Annotated in this window: 22 protein-coding genes and 1 tRNA gene; 10 read left to right on the forward strand and 13 right to left on the reverse strand. The window is 55.5% G+C overall.

Translation table 11 applies throughout. The annotated features are described in order from the left end of the window. Positions 1-96: 96 nt before the first annotated feature. From ACR3EG_RS12125 to ACR3EG_RS12140, 4 genes are read right to left on the reverse strand one after another with little or no spacing between them, the layout of a single operon-like run. Positions 97-1,506 carry a hypothetical protein gene (locus ACR3EG_RS12125; protein ID WP_480496044.1) on the reverse strand — a complete coding sequence of 470 codons (1,410 nt, stop codon included), beginning with the start codon at positions 1,504-1,506 and terminating at the stop codon, positions 97-99. Then, positions 1,506-2,252 carry a methyltransferase domain-containing protein gene (locus tag ACR3EG_RS12130; protein WP_480496046.1) on the reverse strand — a complete coding sequence of 249 codons (747 nt, stop codon included), beginning with the start codon at positions 2,250-2,252 and terminating at the stop codon, positions 1,506-1,508. Before ACR3EG_RS12130 ends, ACR3EG_RS12125 begins: the two co-directional genes overlap by 1 nt. A gap of 9 nt (positions 2,253-2,261) precedes the next feature. Further along, entirely contained in the window at positions 2,262-2,648 is a 387-nt protein-coding gene (locus tag ACR3EG_RS12135) for a GtrA family protein (RefSeq protein ID WP_480496048.1), read from the reverse strand. Further along, positions 2,645-3,604, reverse strand: coding sequence for a glycosyltransferase family 2 protein (locus ACR3EG_RS12140; RefSeq protein WP_480496050.1), 960 nt, complete (start codon positions 3,602-3,604; stop codon positions 2,645-2,647). The genes ACR3EG_RS12135 and ACR3EG_RS12140 overlap by 4 nt, the downstream gene beginning before the upstream one ends. A 400-nt stretch (positions 3,605-4,004) precedes the next feature. Here ACR3EG_RS12140 and ACR3EG_RS12145 point away from each other — a divergent pair, with 400 nt between their 5' ends. Genes ACR3EG_RS12145 through ACR3EG_RS12165 form a run of 5 tightly spaced genes read left to right on the forward strand, consistent with a single transcriptional unit; the run spans position 4,005 to position 8,518 of the window. After that, entirely contained in the window at positions 4,005-5,135 is a 1,131-nt protein-coding gene (locus tag ACR3EG_RS12145) for an ABC transporter substrate-binding protein (protein WP_209196467.1), read from the forward strand. 54 nt (positions 5,136-5,189) lie between these two features. Then, entirely contained in the window at positions 5,190-6,110 is a 921-nt protein-coding gene (locus ACR3EG_RS12150; protein ID WP_480496052.1) for a branched-chain amino acid ABC transporter permease, read from the forward strand. Further along, complete coding sequence (locus tag ACR3EG_RS12155; protein ID WP_480496054.1) at positions 6,107-7,093, forward strand: branched-chain amino acid ABC transporter permease; 987 nt, start codon at positions 6,107-6,109, stop codon at positions 7,091-7,093. The genes ACR3EG_RS12150 and ACR3EG_RS12155 overlap by 4 nt, the downstream gene beginning before the upstream one ends. Further along, positions 7,086-7,835, forward strand: a complete 750-nt coding sequence (locus ACR3EG_RS12160) for an ABC transporter ATP-binding protein (RefSeq protein ID WP_480496056.1) — start codon at positions 7,086-7,088, stop codon at positions 7,833-7,835. The genes ACR3EG_RS12155 and ACR3EG_RS12160 overlap by 8 nt, the downstream gene beginning before the upstream one ends. Further along, positions 7,832-8,518 (forward strand): ABC transporter ATP-binding protein, encoded by a 687-nt coding sequence (locus ACR3EG_RS12165; RefSeq protein ID WP_480496058.1) that lies wholly within the window; start codon positions 7,832-7,834, stop codon positions 8,516-8,518. The genes ACR3EG_RS12160 and ACR3EG_RS12165 overlap by 4 nt, the downstream gene beginning before the upstream one ends. 41 nt (positions 8,519-8,559) lie before the next feature. Here ACR3EG_RS12165 and ACR3EG_RS12170 read toward each other — a convergent pair. The 9 genes from ACR3EG_RS12170 to pyrH form a co-directional block, all read right to left on the reverse strand. Then, positions 8,560-8,649 (reverse strand) — tRNA-Ser (locus ACR3EG_RS12170). Positions 8,650-8,739: 90 nt separating this feature from the next. Then, a complete protein-coding gene (locus ACR3EG_RS12175) occupies positions 8,740-11,166 on the reverse strand; it encodes a DUF3772 domain-containing protein (protein WP_480496060.1) in 2,427 nt (808 codons plus the stop codon). Then, positions 11,166-12,200 carry a cysteine synthase A gene (locus tag ACR3EG_RS12180; RefSeq protein ID WP_480496062.1) on the reverse strand — a complete coding sequence of 345 codons (1,035 nt, stop codon included), beginning with the start codon at positions 12,198-12,200 and terminating at the stop codon, positions 11,166-11,168. Before ACR3EG_RS12180 ends, ACR3EG_RS12175 begins: the two co-directional genes overlap by 1 nt. A 69-nt stretch (positions 12,201-12,269) precedes the next feature. Next, on the reverse strand, positions 12,270-13,385 hold the full coding sequence (locus ACR3EG_RS12185) for an NUDIX domain-containing protein (protein WP_480496064.1): 1,116 nt from the start codon (positions 13,383-13,385) through the stop codon (positions 12,270-12,272). A gap of 28 nt (positions 13,386-13,413) precedes the next feature. Next, a complete protein-coding gene (locus tag ACR3EG_RS12190) occupies positions 13,414-13,854 on the reverse strand; it encodes a TrgA family protein (protein WP_170353015.1) in 441 nt (146 codons plus the stop codon). Positions 13,855-13,870: 16 nt separating this feature from the next. Then, a complete protein-coding gene (locus ACR3EG_RS12195; protein ID WP_480496065.1) occupies positions 13,871-15,079 on the reverse strand; it encodes a class I SAM-dependent methyltransferase in 1,209 nt (402 codons plus the stop codon). A gap of 69 nt (positions 15,080-15,148) precedes the next feature. Then, entirely contained in the window at positions 15,149-16,573 is a 1,425-nt protein-coding gene (locus tag ACR3EG_RS12200; RefSeq protein ID WP_480496067.1) for a cryptochrome/photolyase family protein, read from the reverse strand. A gap of 47 nt (positions 16,574-16,620) precedes the next feature. Further along, positions 16,621-17,847, reverse strand: coding sequence for an aminotransferase class V-fold PLP-dependent enzyme (locus tag ACR3EG_RS12205; protein WP_480496069.1), 1,227 nt, complete (start codon positions 17,845-17,847; stop codon positions 16,621-16,623). A gap of 209 nt (positions 17,848-18,056) precedes the next feature. Beyond that, a complete protein-coding gene (gene pyrH, locus ACR3EG_RS12210) occupies positions 18,057-18,800 on the reverse strand; it encodes a UMP kinase (RefSeq protein WP_170353007.1) in 744 nt (247 codons plus the stop codon). Between the two features lie 96 nt (positions 18,801-18,896). Here pyrH and miaA point away from each other — a divergent pair, with 96 nt between their 5' ends. The 5 genes from miaA (at position 18,897) to ACR3EG_RS12235 (ending at position 26,610) form a co-directional block, all read left to right on the forward strand. Then, positions 18,897-19,790 (forward strand): tRNA (adenosine(37)-N6)-dimethylallyltransferase MiaA, encoded by an 894-nt coding sequence (miaA, locus tag ACR3EG_RS12215; protein WP_480496072.1) that lies wholly within the window; start codon positions 18,897-18,899, stop codon positions 19,788-19,790. Between the two features lie 324 nt (positions 19,791-20,114). Continuing rightward, the gene (locus ACR3EG_RS12220; RefSeq protein WP_480496074.1) at positions 20,115-21,785 is read left to right on the forward strand and encodes an ABC transporter substrate-binding protein; all 1,671 of its coding nucleotides are present in this window, start codon (positions 20,115-20,117) and stop codon (positions 21,783-21,785) included. Between the two features lie 121 nt (positions 21,786-21,906). Beyond that, complete coding sequence (locus ACR3EG_RS12225; protein WP_480496075.1) at positions 21,907-22,953, forward strand: ABC transporter permease; 1,047 nt, start codon at positions 21,907-21,909, stop codon at positions 22,951-22,953. Between the two features lie 13 nt (positions 22,954-22,966). After that, positions 22,967-24,430 carry an ABC transporter permease gene (locus ACR3EG_RS12230; protein WP_480496077.1) on the forward strand — a complete coding sequence of 488 codons (1,464 nt, stop codon included), beginning with the start codon at positions 22,967-22,969 and terminating at the stop codon, positions 24,428-24,430. A 92-nt stretch (positions 24,431-24,522) separates the two neighbouring features. After that, positions 24,523-26,610 carry a dipeptide ABC transporter ATP-binding protein gene (locus ACR3EG_RS12235; RefSeq protein WP_480496079.1) on the forward strand — a complete coding sequence of 696 codons (2,088 nt, stop codon included), beginning with the start codon at positions 24,523-24,525 and terminating at the stop codon, positions 26,608-26,610. Positions 26,611-26,664: the final 54 nt, after the last annotated feature.

Below are 26,664 nucleotides of genomic sequence, written 5' to 3' on the forward strand. Positions count from 1 at the left end.
AAACCTTCTTAGAATTGTTACAAATGACTTTTGCCCAAACCAAATGAAAAACGCCCCGTCGGGAAAGACAGGGCGTAGTTAGTTCATACCGTACTGTTACGGCCCGACCGGAGGCGGAGGCAACAGAATAAAGCTGACCTCGCCCCGGCTTTCAACTACCGGAACATGTGTCCAATCCCTAGGGTCGAAAGGAGGCGTTTCCTTTTCGCAATCTTCAGGTTGCTTATGACAGATGAAAACCTCGGCCCCGGTTAGATAAGCCAGGCGCAGTTGCAGCCCACGCGAAAACTGGATTCCAGCCGAACGCGCGCCGTTCAAGCCAAGAAATTCACCATAAATATGGATCGCGCTTGTGCCTTCAGGAATGGACGCCGCCAAATCGCGGGTGGTTTTTTGCCATTCCGGAATTTGAAGGTAAGTCGCGCGTCCAAATAGGATCAACTTGATCAACAGCACATACATTATTGTGATCCGCGCGACACTCGCCCACCTGCCTGGTGTTTTGGCCATGTGCAAGGTTGCTGTGGTAAAGGTAAATCCGATGAGGATCCAAATCCAGCCATAGGCGCGCACAGGCACGAACACGCCGGACATCAGTGACTTGGCGAACAAAGGTGCAAGACCGGCCAGCGCTGCTGCCAAAACGGCTATGGCAGTGAACCGTTGCCAACGAAACAAGCAAACCCATGCCCCAACAAAAAACAGCAACAGCACAGTTCCGGTTCCTGCAGTCCCGCCCCCGAATTGGCGGACGGTCATCATTAGAAACCTTTTTAGCTTGCCCAGATTTACTATCAGGTCATCCAGCGTTTTGGCTTCTGTCGGGGCCCGCCACTCAGCTATGGGGATACCGAAAACCCCGTGGTAGAGATAATTGAGCGAGTAAACCGACACGACCGCCAGGACGAGACTGACAAAGAAGACAAGCAGTGTGGTGACCATGCTTTTGTAAGTCTGTGGTGCTTTGTGCGACAATAACAGCAGCGTCAGCAACAGAAACGGATAGGTCGTATAGGCCATGAAGGACAGCGGCACTGCGATCAACATCAGGGCCAGCGCGATGCGATGGGGCAAAAACACCACCGCAAGCGCAAAAAGCGCAATAACCCATGCTCCAGGCAACAACGTGTTGAACCAAAAGCTGATCATAAAAGTCGGGATCGACAGCACAACGAACAAGGTAAAGTAGCCGCGGTACCAACCCGGAGCATCCCGGCCAAAAACGATCAAGGCTGTCGATGCCGCAAAAACGGCACAGGCGATCAGGTAGAGTGCAAAACTGACGGGTGCAGGCCAAAAATACGGGCGAAACTGCCACCAGTAATTCAACCATCGCCCTTCATCCAGCGCTTTTACATACGCCATTTCTTTGGTTCCCAGTAAAGCCGGGAAGTCATCGTGCCGCACCAGCGGATCGAACAGTAAAGGCGCGTAAACCAGAACAAGCGCCGCCAGTCCCAGCAACGAAAACCGGATGACATCGCGTCCCAAAGACTGTGTACTCATCATTTACTCCGATGAGCGCGGGCGATGACCGAGGCGCGAGCCTGCGCGATCGAGGTAACGGTTTTTTGCGGCAATTGGCGAACGATCATCTTGCGCAGGTTCCATCCGAAGCTGCCAACCTCTTTCAGAGCACCTGCCGCGACTTTAGTGTTCAAAACCTCTGTCGGCAGAGTTTCGGCTACTGCATCACTGGCATAAAGAACGCTGTTGTAGCGATACCAAGGCTCAATCGAGCTGTCATTGAACAGAACGGGGCGCAAGCAGTCATAGGCAGTGTAACCACGCTCGGCAAACAGGCCCTGCCAGAATGCCAAAGGCTGCTCGTTGACGTGGAACTCCCCTCCCTGCCCGGGCACTGCCGCCGAAAAAAGTACGAGATCGCTGTGGGTTGTCAGGCTTTGCACAAGGCTGGCGGACGCCGCATTAGGAAGGTGCTCTCCGACTTCAAGCGATTGCGCCAAACCAAACTTTCGCCCCAGATTAACGGGCTTACTCAGGTCTTCAGCAAAAAAAGACTCGGGCGCGATAGCCAACCGATCCCGGTCAACATAGTCACCATCGACCCCGGCAACATCCGGGCAACCGGCAGCTGCCCATTCGGACAACCATACACCTCGTCCACATCCGAAATCCACGACGCTTTCTGGTTTGACCCAAGCGTGCAGGCACTTGATCAACCGAACAGCCGACTGCCTTGCGCCGCGGTCGATATAGTCGAAGAACTCGTTGGAATAGATATGTGACATCTCAACTCTCTAAATTGAATTCTCTTCGCGATAGACCCACAGCCGCAGGATCACGAAATTGATGACAGGTAGAACGACGACCACCACCCCAGCCGTTGCAAGCTCGGACATGTTCAGTCTGGGGCCGAGAACCGAAGTCAGAACCGAAGACACGATCAATCCGATGCCGATCATGCACATAAATCGGCCAAACTGAGCCGGAACGGCCAGCTTCTTTTCAAAGGTCCAACTGGTCTGGCCGACATACTGGATTAGGATGGCCGACCCAAACGCCAGAAAGTTGGCAACCCAAGACGATCCGCACAACCTGAGCAACCCCAGATAGGCCAGGATGTAGTAAACGGCCACACCCGTTCCCACGACCGCAAAGCGGACTATCCGGCGGCGTTCGCTCATGCTTGTTTGCTCATGGTTTCCGGCGTGTTCTCAACCACGCCGCCGACTTGTTCATCGATGAAAAACAAGGGGCGCCCTTTGGCTTCGATGTAGAGCCGTCCGAGGTATTCGCCCATAATTCCCAATGTCAACAACTGGATACCCGAGAAAAAGCTGATCACCAGAACGGTCGAGGCCCAACCAGCAACGGTGTTGTACAGGATCAGCGACCAGAATACGTAAACCAGCATCAGCGCCGCAACGATCAGGGTTAAGAACGCAAGGCGCGTGGCAATCTGTAACGGTTTGATCGAAAAACTGGACAACGCATCAAAGGCCAGGCGGATCATCTTGGACATTGGATACTTGGTTTCACCAGCTACGCGCGGATCCCGCACGTATTCTATACCAATCTGCCGGAACCCAGCCCAGGCGAACATCCCGCGGATGAAACGTGCACGTTCGGGCATATCCAGCACCGCGTCCAACACACGACGGCTGACCAATCGGAAATCACCTGTGTCATTCGGGATCGGGACATCCGACAACCGGTTGAGAATGCGATAGAACCCATGAGCGGTCATCTTTTTGAACCAGCTTTCTCCTTTGCGCTCGCTGCGGCGCCCGTACACCACATCATATCCGCGATCCATCATCGCCATCATGTCAGATAACAATTCGGGCGGATCCTGCAGGTCAGCATCCAACATAAAGATGCGCTCACCCGTTGCGGCCATCAACCCGGCTGTCAAAGCCACCTGATGCCCCCTGTTCGTGGACAGTTTAAGACCACGCACTCGCGGATGCTTCTGGCTTTGCAAACAGATCCCATCCCAGGTTTCGTCGGTCGAACCATCGTCGACCAACAGGATCTCGGTGTCGCCAGACCATGCGTCTGTTGCTGCGATCAAGCGCTCTACCAGAGCTGGCAATGAGTCCTCTTCGTTCATACATGGAATGACTACAGACAGTAACATTTAACCTCCGAACGCGATCTGTCCTGCTCGATCTTGTGGCGAATTTTTCGCTTCTGTTGGAACACGTCGCTTTGGTTTAGCTTCTTCGTATTGGGTCGGAACCCTTGATATCTTAACACCCGGTCGCCGCTAATCGGTAAGTTCCAGTTTTCAGACCGTAGTTACCAATGCGACACATTCAATCACCCGTGCAGACGGACTGCACGCAAAATATTCGCGCCGTTCTTGCCTGTACGATGTGGCAGCAATGAGCCCATCTTAAGACAAAGCGTTGTCTGATGATCCAAAACCGCAACTTGATTGCAGGTCTGAACAGTTTTTCCAACGAAATTCAAACCTTCGGCTGGTCATGACCCGCGTTTTTAGTATCAACTGTGGCTAACCAACGAGGGAGAGAAAAATGAAAAAGCTATTGTTGGCTGCATCAGCTGCATCGCTGCTAGCCACATCAGCATTCGCTGAGGTCAAGGTCGGGATGATCACTACCCTTTCGGGCGGCGGCGCCGGCCTGGGTCTTGACGTGCGCGACGGGTTCCTTCTGGCGATTGAACAGTCAGGACGTGACGACATCGAAGTCGTGATCGAGGACGACCAGCGCAAGCCCGACATTGCGGTGCAACTGTCAGACAAGATGATTCAATCAGAACGCGTCGATGTCATGACAGGCATTATTTGGTCGAACCTTGCCATGGCCGTCGTTCCAGCAGCGGTGAACCAGAACGTGTTCTATTTATCCCCCAACGCAGGCCCTTCGGCCTTGGCGGGAAAAGGATGCCATCAGAATTATTTCAACGTGGCATGGCAGAATGACAACCTGCACGAAGCGGCCGGAGCATACGCAAATGATGCTGGCTACAAGAAGTCTTTCATTCTGGCTCCGAATTACCCGGCGGGTACGGATGCACTGACCGGGTACAAACGTTTCTTCGATGGCGACCTGGCCGGAGAGATTTACACCCAGCTTGGTCAAACGGACTATGCCGCCGAGCTGGCCCAAATCCGCGCGAGTGACGCCGACAGTGTCTTTTTCTTTCTGCCCGGCGGCATGGGGATTTCCTTTCTCAAGCAATATGCTGACAGCGGAATCGATCTGCCTGTCGTCGGCCCGGCCTTTAGCTTTGATCAGGGTATCTTGCAGGCAGTGGGTGATGCAGCCTTGGGTGTTGTGAACACCTCGCAATGGAACAAGGATATCGACAATCCGACCAACAAGGCTTTTGTCGATAGCTTCAAGGCCGAATACGGCCGCCTGCCGTCGCTTTACGCCAGCCAGGGTTTCGACACCGCGAACCTGCTTTTATCCGCATTGGAAAAAGCCGATCCGTCAGACGCAAGTGCTTTCCGCGAAGCCCTGCGAGCCGCTGAATTCGACAGCACGCGCGGGGATTTTGCATTTGGTCCGAACCACCACCCGGTACAAACGATCTATGCGCGTGAAGTGATCAAGGAAGGTGATGTTTTTACCAACAAGATCATCGGCACCGCACTTGAAGCTCATTCGGACGCATACGCCGCCGAGTGCAAAATGTAAGAAACGACTGCTGCCCGCCGTCAACCAGACGGCAGGCAGACCACCGGAGTTCCCATGTCCTCGATCCTGATTGTCGAGCAGATCCTCAATGGTCTGCAATTTGGCGTCATGTTATTTCTGATGGCTGCGGGCCTGACACTTATCTTTGGCGTTATGGGGCTGATCAATCTTGCTCACGGTTCGCTTTACATGATCGGGGCTTTCGCAGCAGCCGCTGTGGCCGGTGCCACGGGATCGTTCTTTCTGGGTCTAGTTGCGGCGCTCGCCTCAGCTGCGCTTGCCGGAGCGATCATTGAAATTGTTGTCATACGAAGGCTATACGACGCACCCCATCTGGATCAGGTTCTGGCTACCTTTGCCCTGATACTTATATTTTCGGAGGGAACCCGCTGGTTTTTCGGGTCTTTCCCCTTGTTTTTAAATATCCCGCAAGCTCTTTCGGGGCCTGTCACCCTGCCCGGCGGCATCGAATACCCCCTTTACCGTCTAAGCCTGATCGTTATCGGTGTGGCAATCGCGGGCGGATTATGGCTGTTCATCGAACGTACACCCATAGGCATTCAGATCAGGGCCGGTGAAAACGACCGAGAGATGATCGCGGTGCTTGGTGTTGATATCTCAAAACTCTACACCCTCGTATTTGCCCTAGGAGCAGCTCTGGCCGGGCTGGCCGGCGCTTTGGTTGGAGCAATCCAATCGGTGCAGGTAGGCATGGGTGAACCGGTTCTGATCCTTGCCTTTGTGGTTATCGTAATCGGCGGTATCGGGTCGATCCGAGGGGCGTTCATTGGCGCATTGCTGGTCGGTTTGACCGACACGTTGGGCGGCGTTTTCCTTCCTGAATTCCTTGGCTTGTTCATGGAGCCCGGTGCAGCGCAAAAAAGCGGGTCAGCCATTGCCTCGATGGGGATTTACATACTGATGGGCCTTGTTCTGATCTGGCGCCCTACTGGCTTGTTCGGAGCCCGCGCATGAGAGTTAAAGAAAGATACATCAATGGCGTCGTTCTGACTGGCCTGTTTCTATTACCCATTTGGGCATTGGCGATGGACGAACCTTTCACGATCACATTGGCCACCCGAGCGGTTGTCCTTGCACTGGCAGCCGTCGGATTGAACCTTGCATTGGGTCTGGGCGGAATGGTCAGCCTGGGCCACGCTGCGTTCTTTGGCCTTGGCGGCTATACCATGGGTATTCTTGCCTATCACGCGCAGACGTACTCAACCTTAAACCTTGGTCTGTTCAGCACTGATGGGACAACGTCGATGCCGGTGATCTGGCTGTCGGCTATGGTCATCTCGGCGCTGGCCGCGTTTTTCATCGGCATACTGTCACTGCGCACAACCGGGGTTTATTTCATCATGATCACCCTCGCATTTGGCCAGATGTTTTTCTACTTTGCCATCTCATGGGCGCAATATGGCGGCGAGGACGGACTGTCCATTTATGTGCGCAACGGTTTTCCCGGCTTAAACACGCTGGTGCCAATTCAGTTCTTCGGCATCTGTTTCACTCTTCTGTGCATTGTGTTGTTCCTGTTTGCCCGCCTTCAGGCTTCGCCCTTCGGTTTGGCACTGAACGCCACCCGCCAAACCAGATCACGTGTTCAGGCAGTCGGTCTGAACCCTACGCGAATTCGTTTGCTGGCCTTTGTTCTTTCAGGCGCAATAACTGGATTGGCGGGCGCGCTCTTCGCTGACCTCAACCGGTTTGTGTCGCCCACAATGTTTAGCTGGCAATTGTCCGGAGAGCTTATCGTATTGATCGTGATCGGTGGCGTTGGACGGCTGATGGGGCCGGTAATCGGGGCTTGTGTCTTTGTAGCACTCGAGCATTTTTTAGGAGCATTGACCGATTATTGGCATGTTTACCTTGGACTCGTCCTGTTGTGCATTGTCCTGTTCGGGCGTGGTGGACTGATCGGCCTACTCACTGGGAAAGAAGGTGCGCATGTCTAAGCCCATCCTTGCCACAGATGCACTTAGCAAACGGTTCGGCGCGTTGACAGCGACCCACGATGTGTCAATCGACCTCAACCCAGGGGAAATCCACGCGATCATTGGCCCGAACGGAGCGGGCAAGTCCACGCTGATCAAACAGATATGCGGTGAAATCCACGCCGATTCCGGTCGTGTTTTGTTGGATGATCGGGATGTTTCGGCCCTGCCCCCCCACGTTCGCGCACGCGCTGGCTTGGGTCGGACGTTCCAGATTTCCGACTTATGCATGGAGGACACTGTTTTAGAAAACGCGATTTTAGGCTGTCTGGCAATCGAAGGGGCCTCATGGCGGTTCTGGGGGGCCGCCCAGAAATCAAAAACCTTACGGTCCCGTGCAGAAGGCGCACTGGATCGTGTCGGCCTTGCGAATTTTCGCGACACACAGTGCTCCAGCCTCAGCCACGGGCAGCGACGACAGTTGGAAGTCGCCGTTGCGCTTACGCTTTCACCCCGCGCGTTTGTCATGGATGAACCCATGGCCGGTCTCGGAGCAGAGGGGTCCCGGAACCTGACTGCTCTACTCGACGGTCTTCGTGCCGAAGCCCCGATCCTGTTGGTCGAACACGATATGGATGCCGTTTTTGCTTTGGCAGACCGCATCAGCGTGATGGTCTATGGCGCGGTGATCGCCACGGGATCAGCAGATGACATCCGCAAAAGCGGGGATGTCCGAGAGGCCTACCTGGGAGAAGAAGTATGAGTTTTCTCACGGTCGAGAACCTTCAGGCAGCCTATGGTCCAAGCCAAGCGCTTTTCGGTGTCGATCTGCGCGTGGCTGAGGGCGAAGTTACCGCATTGCTGGGGCGGAATGGCATGGGCAAGACAACCACCGTCAAGGCGATCTGTCAGATGATCCGTTCCTCAGGCACGATCACCTTAGATGGCAAGAACCTGCAGGGCCTGCCCAGTCACAAGGTTGCGCGGAGCGGTGTGGGTCTTGTTCCCGAAGGGCGCAGGTGTTTCATGGACTTAACCGTGCAAGAAAACCTAATCGCTGCAGCCCGCCCCGGAGAATGGGATCTGCGCAAGGTCGCAAGTCTGTTCCCGAGGCTGGATGAACGTGGAAACCAGCGAGCCGCCTCATTGTCTGGCGGTGAACAGCAAATGCTGGCTATCGGTCGTGCATTGATGACGAACCCACGTCTTCTTGTTCTGGATGAAGCAACCGAGGGCCTCGCACCCATCGTCCGGCAGGAAATCTGGGCTGCAATGCGGCAGTTAAAGCAGAACACCAACGTCGCAATCCTTTTGATCGACAAGTCCTTGAATGAATTGGCCACTGTATCAGACACCGCAACCATCCTAGCACGCGGGCGCACAGTCTGGAGTGGCGCCATGTCCGATTTGACGTCCGAGGTGAGCGAAAAGCACATAGGCGTCTGAACTCGTTGGACCAAGCATCGCCAATCAACTTTTAAGGTATGTGGCGGAGAGACAGGGATTCGAACCCTGGAGACGGTTTCCCGCCTACACACTTTCCAGGCGTGCGCCTTCGACCACTCGGCCACCTCTCCGTGCGGGCGATATTTGGACTATCGCTTGCAGATTTGCAAGGCCCCAATAGGGTGAAAATTCAACCTTCCTGAGCGAGACCGGAAAACCGATCAAATCTCGTCCCCGTCGCTATCCGACATGTCGGCTTCGGTCATTTTAATCGGCGCAGGTTTGGCTGCGGAGCCCTCTTCGGAATTGGGGGCAACCTTTACCTCTGGACCGGTGTTGCGCAGAGTTTCAGGGTTGCGCAACCACACGTCACGCTGCGCGAACGGGATCTCGATGCCCTCTTCAACAAAGCGACGGTTGATCTCATGGTTCATGTCTGACTTCACAGACAACATCCAATTAACATCCCTCAGAATAGCACGGATTTCAAAATCCAGAGAATCCGCGCCGAAGCCCTGAAACACAACACTGGGAGCAGGGTTGGCAAGAACCATCGGGTTCGCATTTGCAATTTCGCCCAGGATTTTTTCGACCTTGCGAGTATCGGTTCCGTAGGCAACGCCGACAGGAACAATCACCCGCCCGATCGTGTTGCCGCGGGTGTAGTTGGTCACCACACCGCTAATCAAATCCGAGTTGGGGACGATTACATCGGATCGGTCGAAGGTCTCGATCCGTGTCGACCTGACCGAAATATCGCGCACATAGCCCATCATCCCGTTGACGTCGATCCAATCGCCTTTCGAGATCGGACGCTCGACTAGCAGGATGATACCCGAGACAAAGTTAGACACGATGGTCTGCAGGCCGAAACCAATTCCGACCGACAGCGCACCGGCCACAATGGCCAACGAAGAAAGGTCGAACCCGGCGACCATGATGGCGCAAAGGGCGGCAAGGAATATGCCGACATAGCCTGTCCCCGCGACAATCGCGTTTTGGCCGCCGGGATCGATCTTGGTTTTTGGCAACAAAGAGCTGCGCAGCCCCCCTTGAAGCATCCGTGTCAGGCCATACCCCATCAAGAAGACGATCAGGAAGGTAAAGAAATTCTTCGGTGAAACTGTCACGCCACCGACATCGAATCCCAGCAGGATACGCGACCAAACCTCAAGTAAATCCGTCTGGCGCGCGCCCCAGTAGATTGCCAGAACCGGGATGGCGAAAATGGCCATCGCAAAGCCGATCAAGACGGAAAACAGGGAATCCTTGGCCGCGTCGCCCTGTCGCGTGACCCACCCGTAAACAGCAGTCAGGAACCGCTGAACGATGACCAGAGCCGCAATGAGTACAAGGGATTTGACAGCAGGATAAACGATCGCCTCGGCGGCGTTGGTATAACCAACCACTGCCAGCACCGGGCTGGCAATACCCAGCAGAAATAGGGCACGACGCAGGAATTCTATCAACTGCGCCAAACCCGCGCCTCGGGTCGCGCCGAGCTCATCCGAGTCCACGACGACCTCGGTGCTGCGCACCTGACGCACCCGCAAAAGAACCAGTGCCGTAATGATTGTCACAGGGAAACCGACAACCGCGCGCGTCGCGTCCGAGATGTTCTCGATCTGCTCGAATAGATTCACCAATTCGTGCAGGATCAAAAGGACTGCAAGCAGATCGAGATAGACCCGCAGTTCGGCCACCCGCTTCGCGGTCAGACGCTTAAATCCCTGCCCCTCTTGCAGGACATAAACCTGTCGGCCAATCCAGTCATAGTATAGGATGATCGCAGCCCAATACGGGATGTTTTCCAACAGCAAAGTGCCACGCAAGCCCGGCACCCCGGTCATTACGATCGCCTTGACGATCAACCAGACCCCAAGCCAGGGTAAAATAATACGCAGTAGTGAAGTCAGGAACGTCCAAACACCGCTGCCTCGGCCGCCCAGCTTACGTAAGTAGCCCCCTGCAAGCTCGGACCAATGCTTGCCGTAGAACAACAGTACCCCGGCGAGAACCAACAGTAAGAAAATACCCAAGCCCTGATTGCGCAACTTCTCGTGGGCTACATCGGTTTGCAGATTCCTTCGGGCTTCATTGAACAGGCCGCGGGCTGCTTCGGTAACATCTGTCCATGCTGGCCCCCAATAGATTGGGTTAATCGGAGACGGACCGCGTTCTAACAGCTCTTTGGTCTGGCGGTTACGCAGAAGCTGATCGATTTCTGCAATCAAACCGTTGGCGCGGCTGAACGCTTCTTCCGAGATAATCCTAGGAACCTGAAGCGCATTCAGTTGCTCTTCAAGATGCGCGCGCAGGGCGGCAATGTCTTTGGGTTCACTTGCATCCCCCTCGGGCTTCGGCCCAAGCGCCTCGATCTGAGCGTCAAGCGTCTGTATGCGTTCGGTATTTGCACCACGCGCACGATTGAAATCGTCGCGATAGGCATGAATTTCCGAACGTAGGTTTTCAAGCGATGCATTCGAGGCCCGGTCGGCCTCGATCACTACTTCTGCTCGGTCCGCCGTTTTGACCCAACCCTGATAGTACTCGCTCTGTCGGTCGGAAAGCTGAGCAGCTGCAGGGCCGCAGAGAACCGCCAGACAAATTGAGACAAGCGCTAGGAGCAGGCGGACCTGTCGCAGCATCACACGTCCTCGAACACGCCGGGTATGCTGCGCGGGGCTTCGGTCATCCAATCAGGCACCGGCAGCTCTTTTTCACGCAGGAATTCCGGGTTGAACAGCTTGGACTGATAGCGCGTTCCATAGTCGCACAGGATTGTTACGATAGTATGGCCAGGCCCAAGGTCTTTGGCCAAACGCACGGCACCCGCCATGTTGATCGCGGTCGAACCGCCCATAACCAGCCCCTCTTCGCGCAGCAGGTCGAAGATGAGCGGCAGCGCCTCATTGTCGGTCATCTGATAGGCGTAATCGGGCTTGAACCCTTCGAGGTTCTTAGTAATGCGCACCTGCCCGATGCCTTCGGCGATCGAGCTGCCCTCCATCGCGATTTCGCCAGTGGTGTAATAGGAATAAAGCCCCGCCCCCATCGGATCGACCAGACCGATCTTAACGCCCTTGGGCTGCAAAGCATCGGCCACACCGGCCAGCGTTCCGCCGGAACCCACGGCGCAGACAAAGCCATCGACTTTGCCCTCGGTTTGCTCCCAAATCTCGGGGCCCGTAGTTTCCACATGCGCCTGACGGTTGGCCACGTTATCAAACTGGTTTGCCCAGATCGCGCCATTGGGTTCGGTCTGCGCCAGCTCCTCGGCCAGACGGCGCGAGTAATGGACAAAGTTGTTAGGGTTGCGATAAGGCGCGGCTGGCACCTGCACCAATTGCGCACCGGCAAGGCGCAGCATGTCCTTTTTCTCTTCGGACTGAGTTTCCGGGATCACGATCACGGTCTTGAAGCCCATCGAAGCTCCGACCAAAGCCAGACCGATACCTGTGTTGCCCGCAGTTCCTTCAACGATCGTACCACCGGGTTTCAACTCGCCACGCGCGATGGCGTCTTTGATGATATAGAGCGCCGCGCGGTCCTTGACCGATTGGCCGGGGTTCATAAACTCGGCCTTTCCAAGGATTTCGCATCCGGTTTCCTCGCTAATGCGCTTCAATCGGATCAGCGGGGTTTTTCCGACTGCGTCGGCAAGGTCTTTCGCAATGCGCATGGCGCCCTCATTTCATTACGGATCAAGGCAGATTTACAGTTGCCGCGCGCCAACCACAAGCAGCGATCATCACGAGCGTAGACGGTTCCGATGTCGCGCGAGCCAATGAGCCAGCGCCAGCAAAGGCAAATCTTTGAACCCATGGGCATCAACTCTGTCCATGAAGTCCACAAACGGCAGGATTTGTGTGCGAATGTCCTCGCCCTCGGAAGCAAGGCCACCATTGTTGACTGTCTGATTAAGGTCAGCCAGCCCGACATAGAGATGAAGGTATTCGGTGGATGATCCGCTTGACGAATAGGCTGATCCCGCGCTTTCCAGCACCAACAGATTTACATGAGCCTCTTCAAGCGTCTCGCGCCTGGCCGCCTGTTTCGGCGTTTCGCCGGGGTCAATCATTCCAGCGACGGGTTCCCACATCCAAGGCTCGGGATCTTCGGCCATGAAGACCGGTGCCCGGAATTGTTCGACCAATAGGACGGCATCGCGGATCGGATCGTAGGGCAGAACGACAACCGCACTGCCCTGCATCAGCCCACTACGATGTACGACCGGCCCCATCGAGCCATCATACAGCCGATGCTGCAGCTCGATCCTTTCCATCCCGAAGTAGTCGACATACTCTCGCGCGTGTTGTTGCAGGACCACGTCTTTGCGCACATCGCGCGGATCGCCTGTGTTCCGCTTGCGCGCGGCGAGCCTTGCCCAAGCGCGCGTACGGATGGCAGGAAAGCTGCGGGAAATCTGGTCCGCGTCGACCTTGCCATAGTAGCCCATCACCTCTTGCGCCGCTGACACCGACATTTCCGCCCAGTCGTCCACCCAATCCTGCAAGGACCAAGGACCGTCAGAGGTCCACAAGTCCGGCTGCGGGTAGAACACGCTTGCCAAAATGCGAGACCCATCAGTGAGGTTCAAAGTGTGAGGCTCCATCTCATAATCGAAACCGGCCTCATAAAACTTTAACCGCTTCAGGTCTTCTGGCCCGAGCCCTTCAACCACCAGCCCTGGGGCATCATGGCCTGTTTCAGAGCAAATCATCGGAAAATGCTCGTCCCGAACATCATAGACAGCGTGGTCTGGCAGAACTGCGTCTCTTATCTGCAAGTCAGAGAGCGGTCGATCCAGAACGGTCTCCAACAAAGGCAGATGGCGAAGCGTTCCATAGAAAAACAATGCGGACACAAAATTACCCTCGTAGTGCCAGTAGCCCTCACCGCCAGCGGCGACTGGCCTCTTCCGTGGCGAGACCCGCGATCACAGCGCCGATCCCGAGCGTCCACAGGATTTCTGGTGCTAACAACTGCTGACCAAATTCAATGCCAATCTGGAAAATGGCCAACAGTGCCTCAAATGGTCCGTCGTACCGATGGCGCATAGCCAATCGGAACATTTCGTTGCACCCTTGAACAAACAGGCCCCAGAAAACCAATGAGACAACCCCGGTCAAACCGTTGTTCAGTCCGGAGGTCCACCCTTTGCCAGCTCGCTTTCCCATGATTTTCCAGCCGCACGCAACCGCAATGATCATGTTCACGTAGGTAAAGATACCGTAGTCCTTACCATCTTCCCCATTAGCGATGATCATGCTCGAAACTAAAAAGGCCACCACCAAAAGACAAATGGAGGCTACAAGTCGCGCAGCAGTGGGCATCAGGTGGGTCCGTTCATTACGTTGGTTTTGCTACAGTAATCTGTGTCACATCGCAATTGCCGGTGTCAAAGGCTGCGCCGCAGGCAGTCAAATAATAATTCCACATGCGGCGAAAACGCTCATCAAAGCCCATTTCAGAAATGACGTCCCATTTGTCATTGAACGTGTCATACCAGCGACGCAGAGTCAGATCGTAGCTTTTGCCAAATTCCTTGGACGTCACCACGTTCAAACCTGCCTGAGCGACCTGCTCTTTTAGCACCGAAGGTGCAGGCAGCATACCGCCGGGAAAGATATATTTCTGAATGAAATCAACACCATTTCGGTAAACTTCCCAACGATGATCTGCCACGGTGATAATTTGTAAAGTCGCCTGAGCACCCGGCTTCAAACGTTCGCGCACAACTTCGAAATAGACTGGCCAGTATTTTTGACCAACCGCCTCGAACATCTCAATTGATGCGATGCCGTCATACTGGCCACGCTCATCACGGTAGTCCTGCAACTTGAACTCGACCATATCGGACAATCCCGCTTTATCAATGCGTTGCTGGGCATACTTCAACTGCTCTTCGCTGATCGTCAGGCCTGTGACCCGTAGGCCACGCTCTTTTGCTGCATATTCAGCAAATCCCCCCCAGCCACAGCCGATTTCAAGGATGTGATCACCGGGCTTTGCCCCCATTTCATCAACCATACTGGCGTATTTGGCGGTTTGCGCTTTCTCAAGACTTTCCTGCCCAGTCTCAAACAGCGCGCTGGAATAGGTCATCGTATCATCCAGCCACACGGCATAGAATTCATTGCCCAAATCGTAGTGATAAGAGATATTCTTTTTGGCTTGCTTACGACTGTTTCCGTTCAACCAAAAGCGAAGCCTCTCATAGGCTTGAACCAGAAACTTACCGGTGAAATCGTCGTAAACGGTCTCGGTTCCCAAATGGACCAAATCCATGAAAGACCGTAAATCCGGTGTGCTCCAGTCGCCTTCCAAATAGGCGTCCGAGAACCCCAATTCGCCCTCTCGGATCAGCCGGGCAAAGACGTCCGGGTTGTGAATATCGACCCGCGCAATTGGCCCGGGCTTTGTACCTTCAGCTCGGAAAACACGGCCATCCGGCAGCGCGACATCCAGGCGGCCGTATTCCATCTTGTTCAGCATTTTAACAACCTGCCCGAAATAGCGTGGCAGGTCTTTCTGTCCGTCTGTGGTGGTCAGGATCATCCGCTCTCCCCTGTGCGGTTGTTGTTTCAGGCTAGGCCGAGTTTGTGTTTCTGGCAAGTTTTCAGTTCCTTACTGGGTTTTCCGGTGCTCATAGGCGGCCAGTGCCTGTGCTCGTCCTTCGGACAATGAAACGATAGGAGCCGGGTAGTTATCCGTTGGCTCAAGGCCCCAGGCCCGAGGGAGCGCTTCGAAATACGCCAAGGCGGTATCTGGCGGAGCAGTCTGACCCTCGGCCACCCATTTGCGTACATAGGCGGATGACGGGTCAAATTTCTCTTGTTGTGTCACGGGGTTAAAAATCCGAAAGAACGGCGACGCGTCAGGCCCCGAGCCTGCCACCCACTGCCATCCCATCGCATTCGATGCAGGATCCCAGTCCACCAAACACTCCTCGAACCACCTCAGGCCGACTTTCCAGTGAGTCATCAGATGCTTGGTCAGATAGCTTGCGACGATCATCCGTGCCCGGTTGTGCATCCGCCCGGTTACGTACATCTCGCGCAAGCCGGCATCTACGACGGGAATGCCCGTTCTTGCTGTTTTCCAGGCAATTACCTTTGGGTTATCTTCATCGAAACGCCACGGAAATGTGTCCCACTCTGACTTCCAGTTGTCGCCAAGCAAATGAGGAGTGTGAAACATCAGATGATACGCGAATTCGCGCCACACAAGTTGGCGCAAATACGCATCCGCACCCGACACGCCATTCATCTCAGAGATCCTAACACGGTGCCAGATCGACCGTGGGCTGATCTCACCCAGTGATAGATATTCGGCCAAGGCCGATGTTCCGTTGTAATCCAACCGGTCTCTATAGTTGGAATAGTCAGAAACACGACCAATAAACGCTTCGAGAACGTCAAAGGCGGCCTCTTCACCTGCGCGCACATGCTGCGCGACCACTCCGGCGCCTCGGTTCATTGCCGCCCCCATGGCCCAACTCCCAATGTCATCCGACTTTGGCCAAGCTGGCGGCGCAATCAGGCGGTTTGGAGTTGGCACCGGTGGGTCAACGTCCCTGTGTTGCACAGCTCTCCACATCGGCGTGAACACGCGGAAAGGTTGTCCACTCTTCGTCGCTACTGTCCAGGGCTCGAACAGCAGATGGCCAGAAAACGACTTTGCTTCGACCCCTTGGTCCTTCAGCGTTGCTTTGATGCTGCTGTCCCGCTCAATGGAGTCCGGATCGTAAGAGCGGGTCCAGTACACTGCAGATGCTCCGGTTTCGCGGACAAGCTGTTGCAAAACCTCGATGGCGTTTCCCTGCCGCAGGATCAACCGACTGCCAACTTGCGTCAGACGCTGCTGCAGCGCTTCCAGCCCTAGCGACAGGCGCCATTTAGGCGCAGCACCCAGCGTCTGAGCAAGATTGTCGAGTATGTAAACGGGAATGACGGAACGACCGCTTTGAACTGCTGCGTTCAAAGCTGGGTGATCCGACAGGCGCAAGTCCCGCCGGTACCAAATGATGATCGGTGACTGCTTGTTTTCCATGATCGCCCTTTGTAATTTCTTTTATACGAAACAGGGCGAAAACCGGATCACAAAACGGTGTCAAGACTTTCCAATAACTGGTTGATTTCGTTCTCAGACGTGTAATGCGTGAAACTGACACGCAGCACACCGCGGGTCAGATCGACACCCATCGCTTCCAGTGGACGAACTGCGTAGAAATCTCCTCCCCCGGCCATGATCCCGTGCCTGACCAGATTGCTTGCCACATCTTCGGCATTCTGTTCCAAAGCCAAAGCTACGGTTGGCGCACGACGGGCCGCGTCAGAGGTCCCAATCAGCCGGACCGAATTGCGATCCTTCACGGCGTCCAAAACAGGCTGCAGCATTGCAACCTCTTGCCCCCGCATCAAGTTGTGCACAAACGCACCCCGCTCGGTCGCGCCGCTTTGGGGGCCGCCATGGTGATCGCACAGAAGGTCGACGTAATCTGCCATTCCCGCACAGGCCGCGATCTGAGCGTGATCCGGCCCGGCAGGCGTAAACCTCTTGTACAAACTGTCCGCATTGAAATAATGCGCCTGGTTTGGAAGCAACTCACCCAGCGACCGTCGCATGACCATGCACCCCTGATGAGGGCCATAGGTTTTGTAGGCCGAGAACATATAGATATCCGGCCCCATATCTCCGACATTGGGGAACCCATGCGGCGCGTAAGAGACACCATCCACACACACGAATGCGCCAGCGGCATGAGCGATCGCAGTGATCTCGGTCACCGGATTGATCTCTCCGATCACATTCGAACAATGCGGAAAACAGACCAGACGTACCTTTTCATCTAACAGGTTTTCCAGATCATGCGGGTTCAGCGATCCGGTCTCGGGGTCGATCTGCCATTCCCGGACCTCGATACCCTCCTCAGCAAGGCGGCGCCAGGGACCTGAGTTGGCTTCGTGATCCTGATTGGTCACAATGATCGCCTCTCCGGGTTGCATCCAGCGCCGGAACGCCTGCGCCAATACATAGGTGTTTTGGGTCGTGGAGGGACCAAAGCTCAGCTCGTCAGTATCGACTCCCAGAATCGCTGCCATACGGACACGGGCTTCGTCCATTTCCTCGCCCGCCAGCCGACTTGCTTCGTAAGGGCCGTAGGGTTGTACTTTGCGCTGAGTGTAGAAACGAAACAGGCGATCCAGGACTGGTTTGCAGGTATACGATCCGCCTGCATTCTCAAAAAACGCTTGTCCTTGAAGGCTGGGTTCGGCAAAGGCCGGAAACTGCGACCGAACGAAATCGATATCGAGGGTGCTCATGGCACGGGGCTCCTTAGATCATGCACGTCAATCCATGAGGACACCGGTGCATGATTCCGGGTCCCTCGGAAATCATGGCGGGTCTTCCAGCCAAGCCTTCGCGTTTGCGATGGCAGCCCCTGCGGTCGCAAAGACCGGGCCAAGTTGCCCAGCCTTCGCGTCCGCGTCAAGCACTTGAATACAGAATGTCCGGTCTTTGGGGACGAGGCTTATCCCTGAACTTTGGTATAGGTTCCTTCACCCGCAAGAATACCGCGGAACCCGCCCGGCTCATCCAGACCGAACACGATCAGCGGCAGGTTATTGTCGCGCGCCAGCGCAATAGCCGAGGCATCCATGACCCGTAGACGCTTTGCCAGAACATCATCATAACTGACCGTGTCGTAGCGCACTGCATCTGCATGTTCCTTGGGGTCCTTGTCATACACCCCGTCCACACCGTTCTTGCCCATGAATATCGCCTCGCAAGCCATTTCATTCGCGCGCAGCGTGGCGGCGGTATCCGTCGTGAAATAAGGGTTACCCGTTCCGGCAGCAAAGATGCACACACGCTTTTTTTCAAGGTGGCGTACAGCGCGGCGGCGGATATAGGGCTCACAAACCTCATCCATGCGAATGGCTGAAATCACACGCGTGAAAACCCCAACTTCCTCAAGTGCTGACTGCATCCCAAGCGCGTTCATAACCGTCGCCAGCATCCCCATATAGTCAGCGGTCGTCCGTTCCATCCCCTGCGCCGAGCCGCTCAGACCGCGGAAAATGTTACCTCCGCCGATGACCATGCAGATTTCGACCCCCAGATCGTGTACGGATTTCACCTCTTGCGCGATGCGCTGAACCGTCGGCGGGTGCAGGCCAAAGCCTTGATCGCCCATAAGCGCCTCGCCTGAAATTTTCAGCATCACGCGACTGTATTTGGTTTTCGGGGTGTCGGTTTCGGGGGAAAGGCTCATGTTGCGCTCCGGGCTGGCACGGGTTTTATTTCGCCGCAAAATGAAGCAAAACCTCTGCGGGTTCAATGCGGATCATGAGGAACAAGGCACTCTTGGATGGCCAACACGAACACATCGCAGATTTGGGACCGCCTGCCCCCCATTCCCACCGATAAACCTGTGCTAATTGCCGGGCCCACAGCCTCGGGCAAATCCGAACTGGCGTTGCGGATCGCTGAAACCTTCGGCGGCGTCATCGTGAATGCCGATGCCAGTCAGGTCTATGCGTGCTGGCAGGTAATTTCAGCCCGGCCATCAGCCGACGACGAGGCGCGCGCACCCCATCGGTTGTATGGGCATATCGCTTATGATCAGGACTATTCCACCGGCCATTGGCTGCGCGAGGTCAAACCACTTTTAAGCGGACCTCAACGCCCCATCATAGTGGGTGGAACCGGACTCTATTTTTCTGCTCTGACAGAAGGTATGGCTGACATACCGGCAACCCCATCCGACATAAGGACCGAGGCGGATCAACTTACCCTACCCGATCTGATCCGTGGCGTTGACCGCGAAACTCTGGCGGGGATCGACACGCAGAACCGCGCACGAGTTCAGCGCGCGTGGGAGGTTCTGCGCGCGACCGGTCGCGGCCTACGCGACTGGCAGAACGACACACCGCCTCCGGTTTTGAACATCGCGGATACAATGCCCATCGTTTTCGACGTGGACAAACAGTGGTTGCTGAACCGGATCAACCTGCGGTTTGACTTGATGCTGGACACCGGCGCATTGCAAGAGGTCAAAGCCATGCGTGCGCACTACGACGCGTCGCTTTCTGCTTTCAAGGCCATCGGCGTTCCCGAGCTTATGGCCTACCTTGACGGCAACATGACACTCGAGGCCGCCCGTGAGCGCGCCACAATCTCGACCCGTCAATTTGCCAAACGTCAGCGGACATGGTTCCGTGCGCGCATGAAAGACTGGAATCGCGTTGATTTCTCAAAGTGATACCACTTTTTTTTGATTGACCACTCAGGGGTGTTTTGTGCCCCGCGCGAATATGTCGAATCCCCTGCCTTCAGACCAATCATCCAATGTAACGCAGGTCCAGACTCGATCGGTGTTAGCGGCAACCGACCCCGGCGAATGTCGTTTTTGTACCCTGAATGACGATTTCGAACGTTGACCTGACCCGATTTCTGGTGCCGAATGAACGCATGGGGATGTTCAGTATCACAAAAACGGAAACCCGAGAGCCTGCCACCCGCGCCTGCCGGGTCTGAGCGGTTCTACATTCAATCATAAAAATCTATGTCACAGGGAGAGACATTAATGACAAAGCAAACCTTGACCGGAGCACCGATGCACTGGGCGGCGGAAATGCATGCACAGGAATTTCGTGACGGCAAGCTCAGCCGGCGTGAGTTCATGGCCCGCGCCACGGCATTGGGTGTCGCTGTTCCTGCCGCCTATGGAATGATCGGCCTAAGCTCACCCGCAGCCGCACAAGAACCACAGCGCGGCGGCACGATCCGCTACCAGATGGAAGTGCGTGCGCTGAAAGATCCGCGCACCTACGACTGGACACAGATTGCCACCTTCACCGCAGGTTGGCTTGAATATCTGGTCGAATACAACAATGACGGCTCATTCAAACCCATGTTGCTGGAAAGCTGGGAAGCCAATGATGACGCGACCGAATACACGCTGAACGTGCGTAAAGGCGTCAAGTGGAACAACGGTGACGATTTCACTGCCGAAGACGTCGCGCGCAATATCACCGGCTGGTGCGATGCGACCCTAGAGGGCAATTCCATGGCGTCACGCATGGCGTCTTTGGTCGATGAAGCCACCCAAAAGGCGGCGGACGGTGCCATCACCGTGGTCGACTCGCACACTGTAAAACTGAAATGCAACGCCCCGGATATTACCATCATCCCAGGCATGGCAGACTATCCGGGTGCCATTGTTCACAGCAGCTTTGACGCAAACAACATGCTGGCCAACCCGATCGGTACTGGATTTATGATCCCGGAAAGCCACGAAGTTGGCGTTAAGGGCGTGCTGGTGCGTAACGAAGGCTTTGACTGGTGGGGATATGAGGCCGGCAAAGGCGGCTATATCGACCGGATCGAGTTCATCGACTACGGCACCGACCCTGCCGCGTTCCTGGCCGCATACGAAGCCGAAGAAATCGACATGAATTGGGAGTCGGTGGGCGAATTCGTCGACATCTTTGATGGTATCGGTCTGGTGCGCTCGGAAATCCCGTCTGGCTTTACCATCGTCATCCGCCCGAACCAGCTGGCCGAGGACGATAGCGGCAACAAGATCTACGGCGACAAGCGGGTTCGTCAGGCGCTGGCAATGGCCGTCAACAATGAGGTCTGCCTAGAGCTGGGCATGTCTGGCTATGGTATTCCTGCGGAAAACTGCCACGTGGGTCCGATGCACCCCGAGTACGACTCGGCCGTGACCCGTATCCCGTATGATCCGGCAGGTGCAAAAGCCCTGATGGAAGAAGCGGGCATGGCTGATTTCGAGCACGAAGTTCAATCCATCGACGATGACTGGCGCCGGAACACCACTGCGGCTGTTGTTGCACAACTTAATGATGCCGGGATCAAGGCCAAACACACGATCCTTCCGGGTTCGACCTTCTGGAATGACTGGACGAAATACGCATTCTCCTCGACCAACTGGAACCACCGTCCTCTGGGCACGCAGGTTCTGGCATTGGCCTACAAGTCGGGTGTTGCGTGGAACGAATCCGGTTTCGCCAACGAAGAGTTCGACAAATTGCTGGCCGAGGCGAACTCGATCGCAGATGTGGACCAGCGCCGCGAGGTGATGGCCAAGTTGCAGACGATCATGATCGAAGAAGGCGTGACTATCCAGCCTTACTGGCGCACAGCGATGCGTCACCATCGCGACAACATGGTCGGTGTCGAAAAGCACATTGCGGACCTTCCGCAGCTTTATAAATTCGGCCTCGTTTCCTAAGCCGAACTACACAAGGCCGCGCCTGACGGGCGCGGCCTTTTCATCCTGACGACGGCGACCAAAACAACAGCGATGCGCACGGTCAGGCGACCGATGCGCGAGCCTACCAACAGGGGCTAACATGGGATTATTCATCTTAAGGCGCGTCGGCATCATGCTTTTGACAGCGCTGTGCCTTACCTTTCTGGTCTTCTACCTGACGAACCTTTATCCGAATCTCGAAAAACTTGCGAAGACGCAGGGCAACTTCCGTATGTCCGACGAGCAGGTCGAGAGCTTTCTGGAAAAAGGTGGGTATTTGCAGTCGACACCCGTGAAATACGGTGAATGGTTGGGAATCCTGCCATCTTATCGGCACACGAATGAAGACGGCACAGTTCAGGGCAGATGTATCCTACCCGGCAAGACTGCCGAAGAGTCTCCGAATTTCTGTGGTGTTCTGCAGGGGTATTGGGGCTATTCGACCGTGTTCAAAGAAGAGGTCTCGACCGTTGTCGGGACACGTCTTGCCCTGACCGGACGACTGATGTTCTGGGTGATGCTGCTAATGGTGCCGTCAGCTCTGATCTTGGGTATTTTGGCGGGTATGAAGGAAGGCTCGGCCACCGACCGGACGCTTTCGACCTTTGCGATCACAACAACGGCAACGCCGGAATACGTATCAGGCGTGATCTTCATCGCGATCTTCACATCCTCTGCCGTGGGGCTAAAATGGTTCAAGGGCACGGCCACACAGGCGATGGAGAATCCGACGTTTGAGAATTTCTTCTTACCCGTGCTGACAATCGCGCTTTATGGGATGGGCTATATCGCCCGGATGACCCGCGCCTCGATGACCGAGGTGATGACGGCGCAGTACATCCGAACCGCGCGCCTGAAGGGTGTCTCGTTCCCGAACATCGTGATGAAACATGCGTTGCGCAATGCGCTGATCGCCCCCTTCACCGTCATCATGCTGCAGTTTCCATGGCTGCTGAACGGTGTGGTGATCGTCGAGACCTTGTTCAACTACAAGGGCTTTGGCTGGGCGTTGGTTCAGGCAGCAGGCAACAACGACATCCAATTGCTGCTAGCGATTTCGGTCGTGTCAGTCTTTGTGGTGCTGGTGACCCAGCTGATATCCGATATCGGCTATGTCTACCTGAACCCGCGTATTCGTATTTCGTGAGGAGGCAGAGATCATGGAACCATTAACCTGGACCGGCTCTATTGCCTTCCTGAACCCGCTTTTGGTGATTGCGCTCGTTCTTATGGCCGCATCGATCCTGGCTTGGATATTGGCCAGTATCGTTCTGCCCGAACCTCAGATGACGGTGAACCCCGACGGGACGCTGACATCGGGATCTGGCATACGAAACCTAATCCAAGCCCTGATGCGATACAGCTTTCTGGCAAGTGTCGGGCTTGCTGTTGCCTATATCGTCTTGGGCATTTTGATGGGAACCAGCGCAGGTATCATCGGCGCAATGATGCAGCAATTCCTGCCCGTCTGGTTTTCGTTGATCCTGCTGTATGCAATGTCCATCGCGTTCAAACGAAAATTGGGACTGTATGGCAAGCTGTTTGACAGTCCGATTGGCATGATCGGCTTTGGCCTTGTGATGTTCTGGGTTTTCACCGGGATTTTCGGCGCGCTTGACCTGATCGTGACGCATGACTCTCTGTCACAAGTGTCTGGGATGAAGAACAAAGTGCCCGGGACGCCTTTGCCCAGTGTGGAGGACGGAGAATATGCGTGGTACCTGCTGGGGGGCGACAACCTGGCCCGCGACGTCTTTAGCCGAATGGTCAAGGGCGCGTGGATTGTGGTGCAGATCGCGCCTCTGGCGACGATGTTTGCCTTCATGGTCGGGATCACGCTGGGCTTGCCTGCAGGCTATTACGGTGGGCGGCTGGACACATTGCTGTCTTTCCTTGCCAACCTGATCCTCGCCTTCCCGGTCATCTTGCTGTTCTACTTGCTGGTGACGCCCGAGATCGTGGCGACAGGGGTGCCAAACTATATGGCCGCTGTCCTGTTTGTCTTTCCGATCATCTTTCTTGGGGTGCTGTTGAACTCGCGCTATTACACGCGGCCGACGTTCCGAACGCCTCTTTTGATTGGTGTTCTGGGTGTCGCGCTCTGGCTGTATCTATCGCTGATTTCGACAGACGGGTATGTGGTTAACACCGACGCCTACGGCATTTGGGGCCTGCCAACCTTTCTGGACCTCTTCGACGTTCCCGGCGGCATCCTTGTAGTCTTCGTTTCGGTGGTCTTCGTGAACTCTCCTACGGTGTTCCGTATCGTGCGTGGTTTGGCGATGGACATCAAAACACGCGACTATGTGGCCGCGGCTCAGACGCGGGGTGAAGGACCATGGTACATCATGCTGTGGGAAATCCTGCCCAACGCGCGCGGCCCTCTGATCGTCGATTTCTGTCTGCGGATAGGGTATACCACAATCCTTTTGGGTACCTTGGGCTTCTTTGGCCTGGGTCTGCCGCCAGAAAGCCCGGATTGGGGGTCGACCATCAATGAAGGGCGCAAGCTGTTGTCGGTCTATCTGCACCCTGCCCTTCCTCCGGCGCTGGCGCTGTTGTCATTGGTTCTCGGTTTGAACCTGCTGGCAGACGGTCTGCGCGAAGAAAGCCTGAAGGATTGATGTGAAAGCGGCCGGGGGGCCAGCCCCCGGACCCCCGAGATATTTTCAGCCAGATGAAGGGGATCCCCTGACTCTCGCGAGGAGAAAACAAGATGAACAAACTGGCGGATTATGATGGGCCAATTCTTGAGATCGATAAGTTGTCGATTTCGTTTTTCACCCGTCTGAGGGAAATCCCCGCTGTCATGGACTTCTCGGTCAGTGTGCAGCCCGGCGAAGCGGTTGGTCTGGTCGGCGAATCCGGCTGCGGCAAATCTACTGTGGCTCTGGGTGTTATGCAGGACCTTGGTAAGAACGGGCGGATCGTGGGTGGAACGATCAAGTTCAAGGGACGTGATCTAGCTGAGATGAGCTCGGACGAGTTACGCGACATTCGCGGCAATGAGATCGCGATGATTTATCAGGAACCAATGGCGTCGCTGAACCCGGCCATGAAGATCGGCAAGCAGTTGATGGAAGTGCCGATGATCCACGAAGGCGTGAGCACGGATGAGGCCTATGCCCGCGCGCTTGAAGTGGTAACAGATGTCCGCCTTCCCGACCCTGAACGGATGCTGAACTCTTTTCCACATCAGCTTTCAGGCGGTCAGCAGCAGCGGATCGTTATTGCGATGGCGCTGATGTCTAAACCAGCTTTGCTGATACTGGACGAACCAACAACAGCACTGGACGTGACAGTCGAGGCCGCAGTGGTCGAATTGGTCAAGGATCTGGGCAAAAAATATGGCACTTCGATGCTGTTTATCTCGCACAATCTGGGACTGGTGCTTGAGACCTGTGACCGTCTGTGCGTGATGTATTCCGGCGAGGCGGTTGAACGCGGCTCGATCCATGACGTGTTCGATGAGATGCAGCACCCGTATACGCAGGCACTGTTCCGGTCGATCCCCCTGCCAGGTGCAGACAAGAACGCGCGGCCTTTGGTGGCGATCCCCGGGAACTTCCCGTTGCCGCATGAGCGTCCTCCGGGATGTAACTTTGGACCACGTTGCGATTATTTCGAAGAAGGTCGTTGCGACGCACAAGACATTCTGATGGAGGCCGTACCCGGCAATGATCGCCATCACACGCGTTGCCTAAAGTTCAAGGAAATTGACTGGAACGCGCCGATCACCTTGTCTGAGCAGAAGGAAAAGGCCGAAATCGGTCGAACCGTTCTGAAGATGGACAACCTCAAGAAATACTATGAGGTCGCGGCCAACGCTCTCTTCGGTGGAGGCGAGACAAAGGTGGTGAAAGCCAACGAGACGCTCAGCTTCGAAGCACATGAATCCGAGACGCTTGCTATTGTTGGAGAATCCGGTTGCGGCAAGTCCACCTTTGCCAAGGTTCTGATGGGGTTGGAAACCGCGACGGATGGGCAGATTCTTCTGGACAACCGCAATATCGAGGCCGTGCCCATCGAGGAACGCGATGCCAAGACCGTTGGCGAGGTTCAAATGGTCTTCCAGAACCCGTTCGACACGCTGAACCCTTCGATGACGGTGGGCCGTCAAATCATTCGGGCGCTTGAGATTTTCGGTGTTGGAAACTCTGAAGCCGAGCGCAAAAAGCGGATGCTTGAACTGCTGGATCTTGTGAAACTGCCACGTGCCTTTGCAGATCGGATGCCGCGCCAGTTGTCGGGAGGGCAAAAACAGCGCGTGGGCATTGCCCGAGCATTCGCCGGAGATGCTCGGATTGTTGTGGCAGATGAGCCGGTCTCGGCGCTGGATGTCTCGGTGCAGGCAGCAGTGACGGACCTGTTGATGGAGATTCAGCGCGAACACAAAACCACCCTGCTGTTCATCAGCCATGACCTGTCGATCGTACGCTATCTCAGCGACCGGGTGATGGTGATGTATCTGGGCCATGTGGTCGAGTTGGGCACTACAGATCAGGTTTTTGCTCCGCCCTACCACCCCTATACCGAGGCGCTACTGAGCGCGGTTCCGATTGCGGACACCTCGGTCGAAAAGCAGCATATCGTGTTGGAGGGCGACATCCCGTCAGCCATGAACCCACCCCCCGGTTGCCCATTCCAAACGCGGTGTCGTTGGAAATCCGAAGTACCCGGCGGCTTGTGCGAAGAAAAAGTACCGCCTGTGAAAACTCTGGCCGAAGGCCATCAGATCAAATGTCACCTGGCGGAAGATATTCTGGCGCGGATGGAGCCCGTCATCAAAGTTGCGGCGGAATAAATCATAAACCCAATTGGACCGGCAGCAATGCCGGTCTAGGCTAGGATAGAGACG

It is taken from the genome of Ruegeria sp. AM7 (assembly GCF_056535965.1).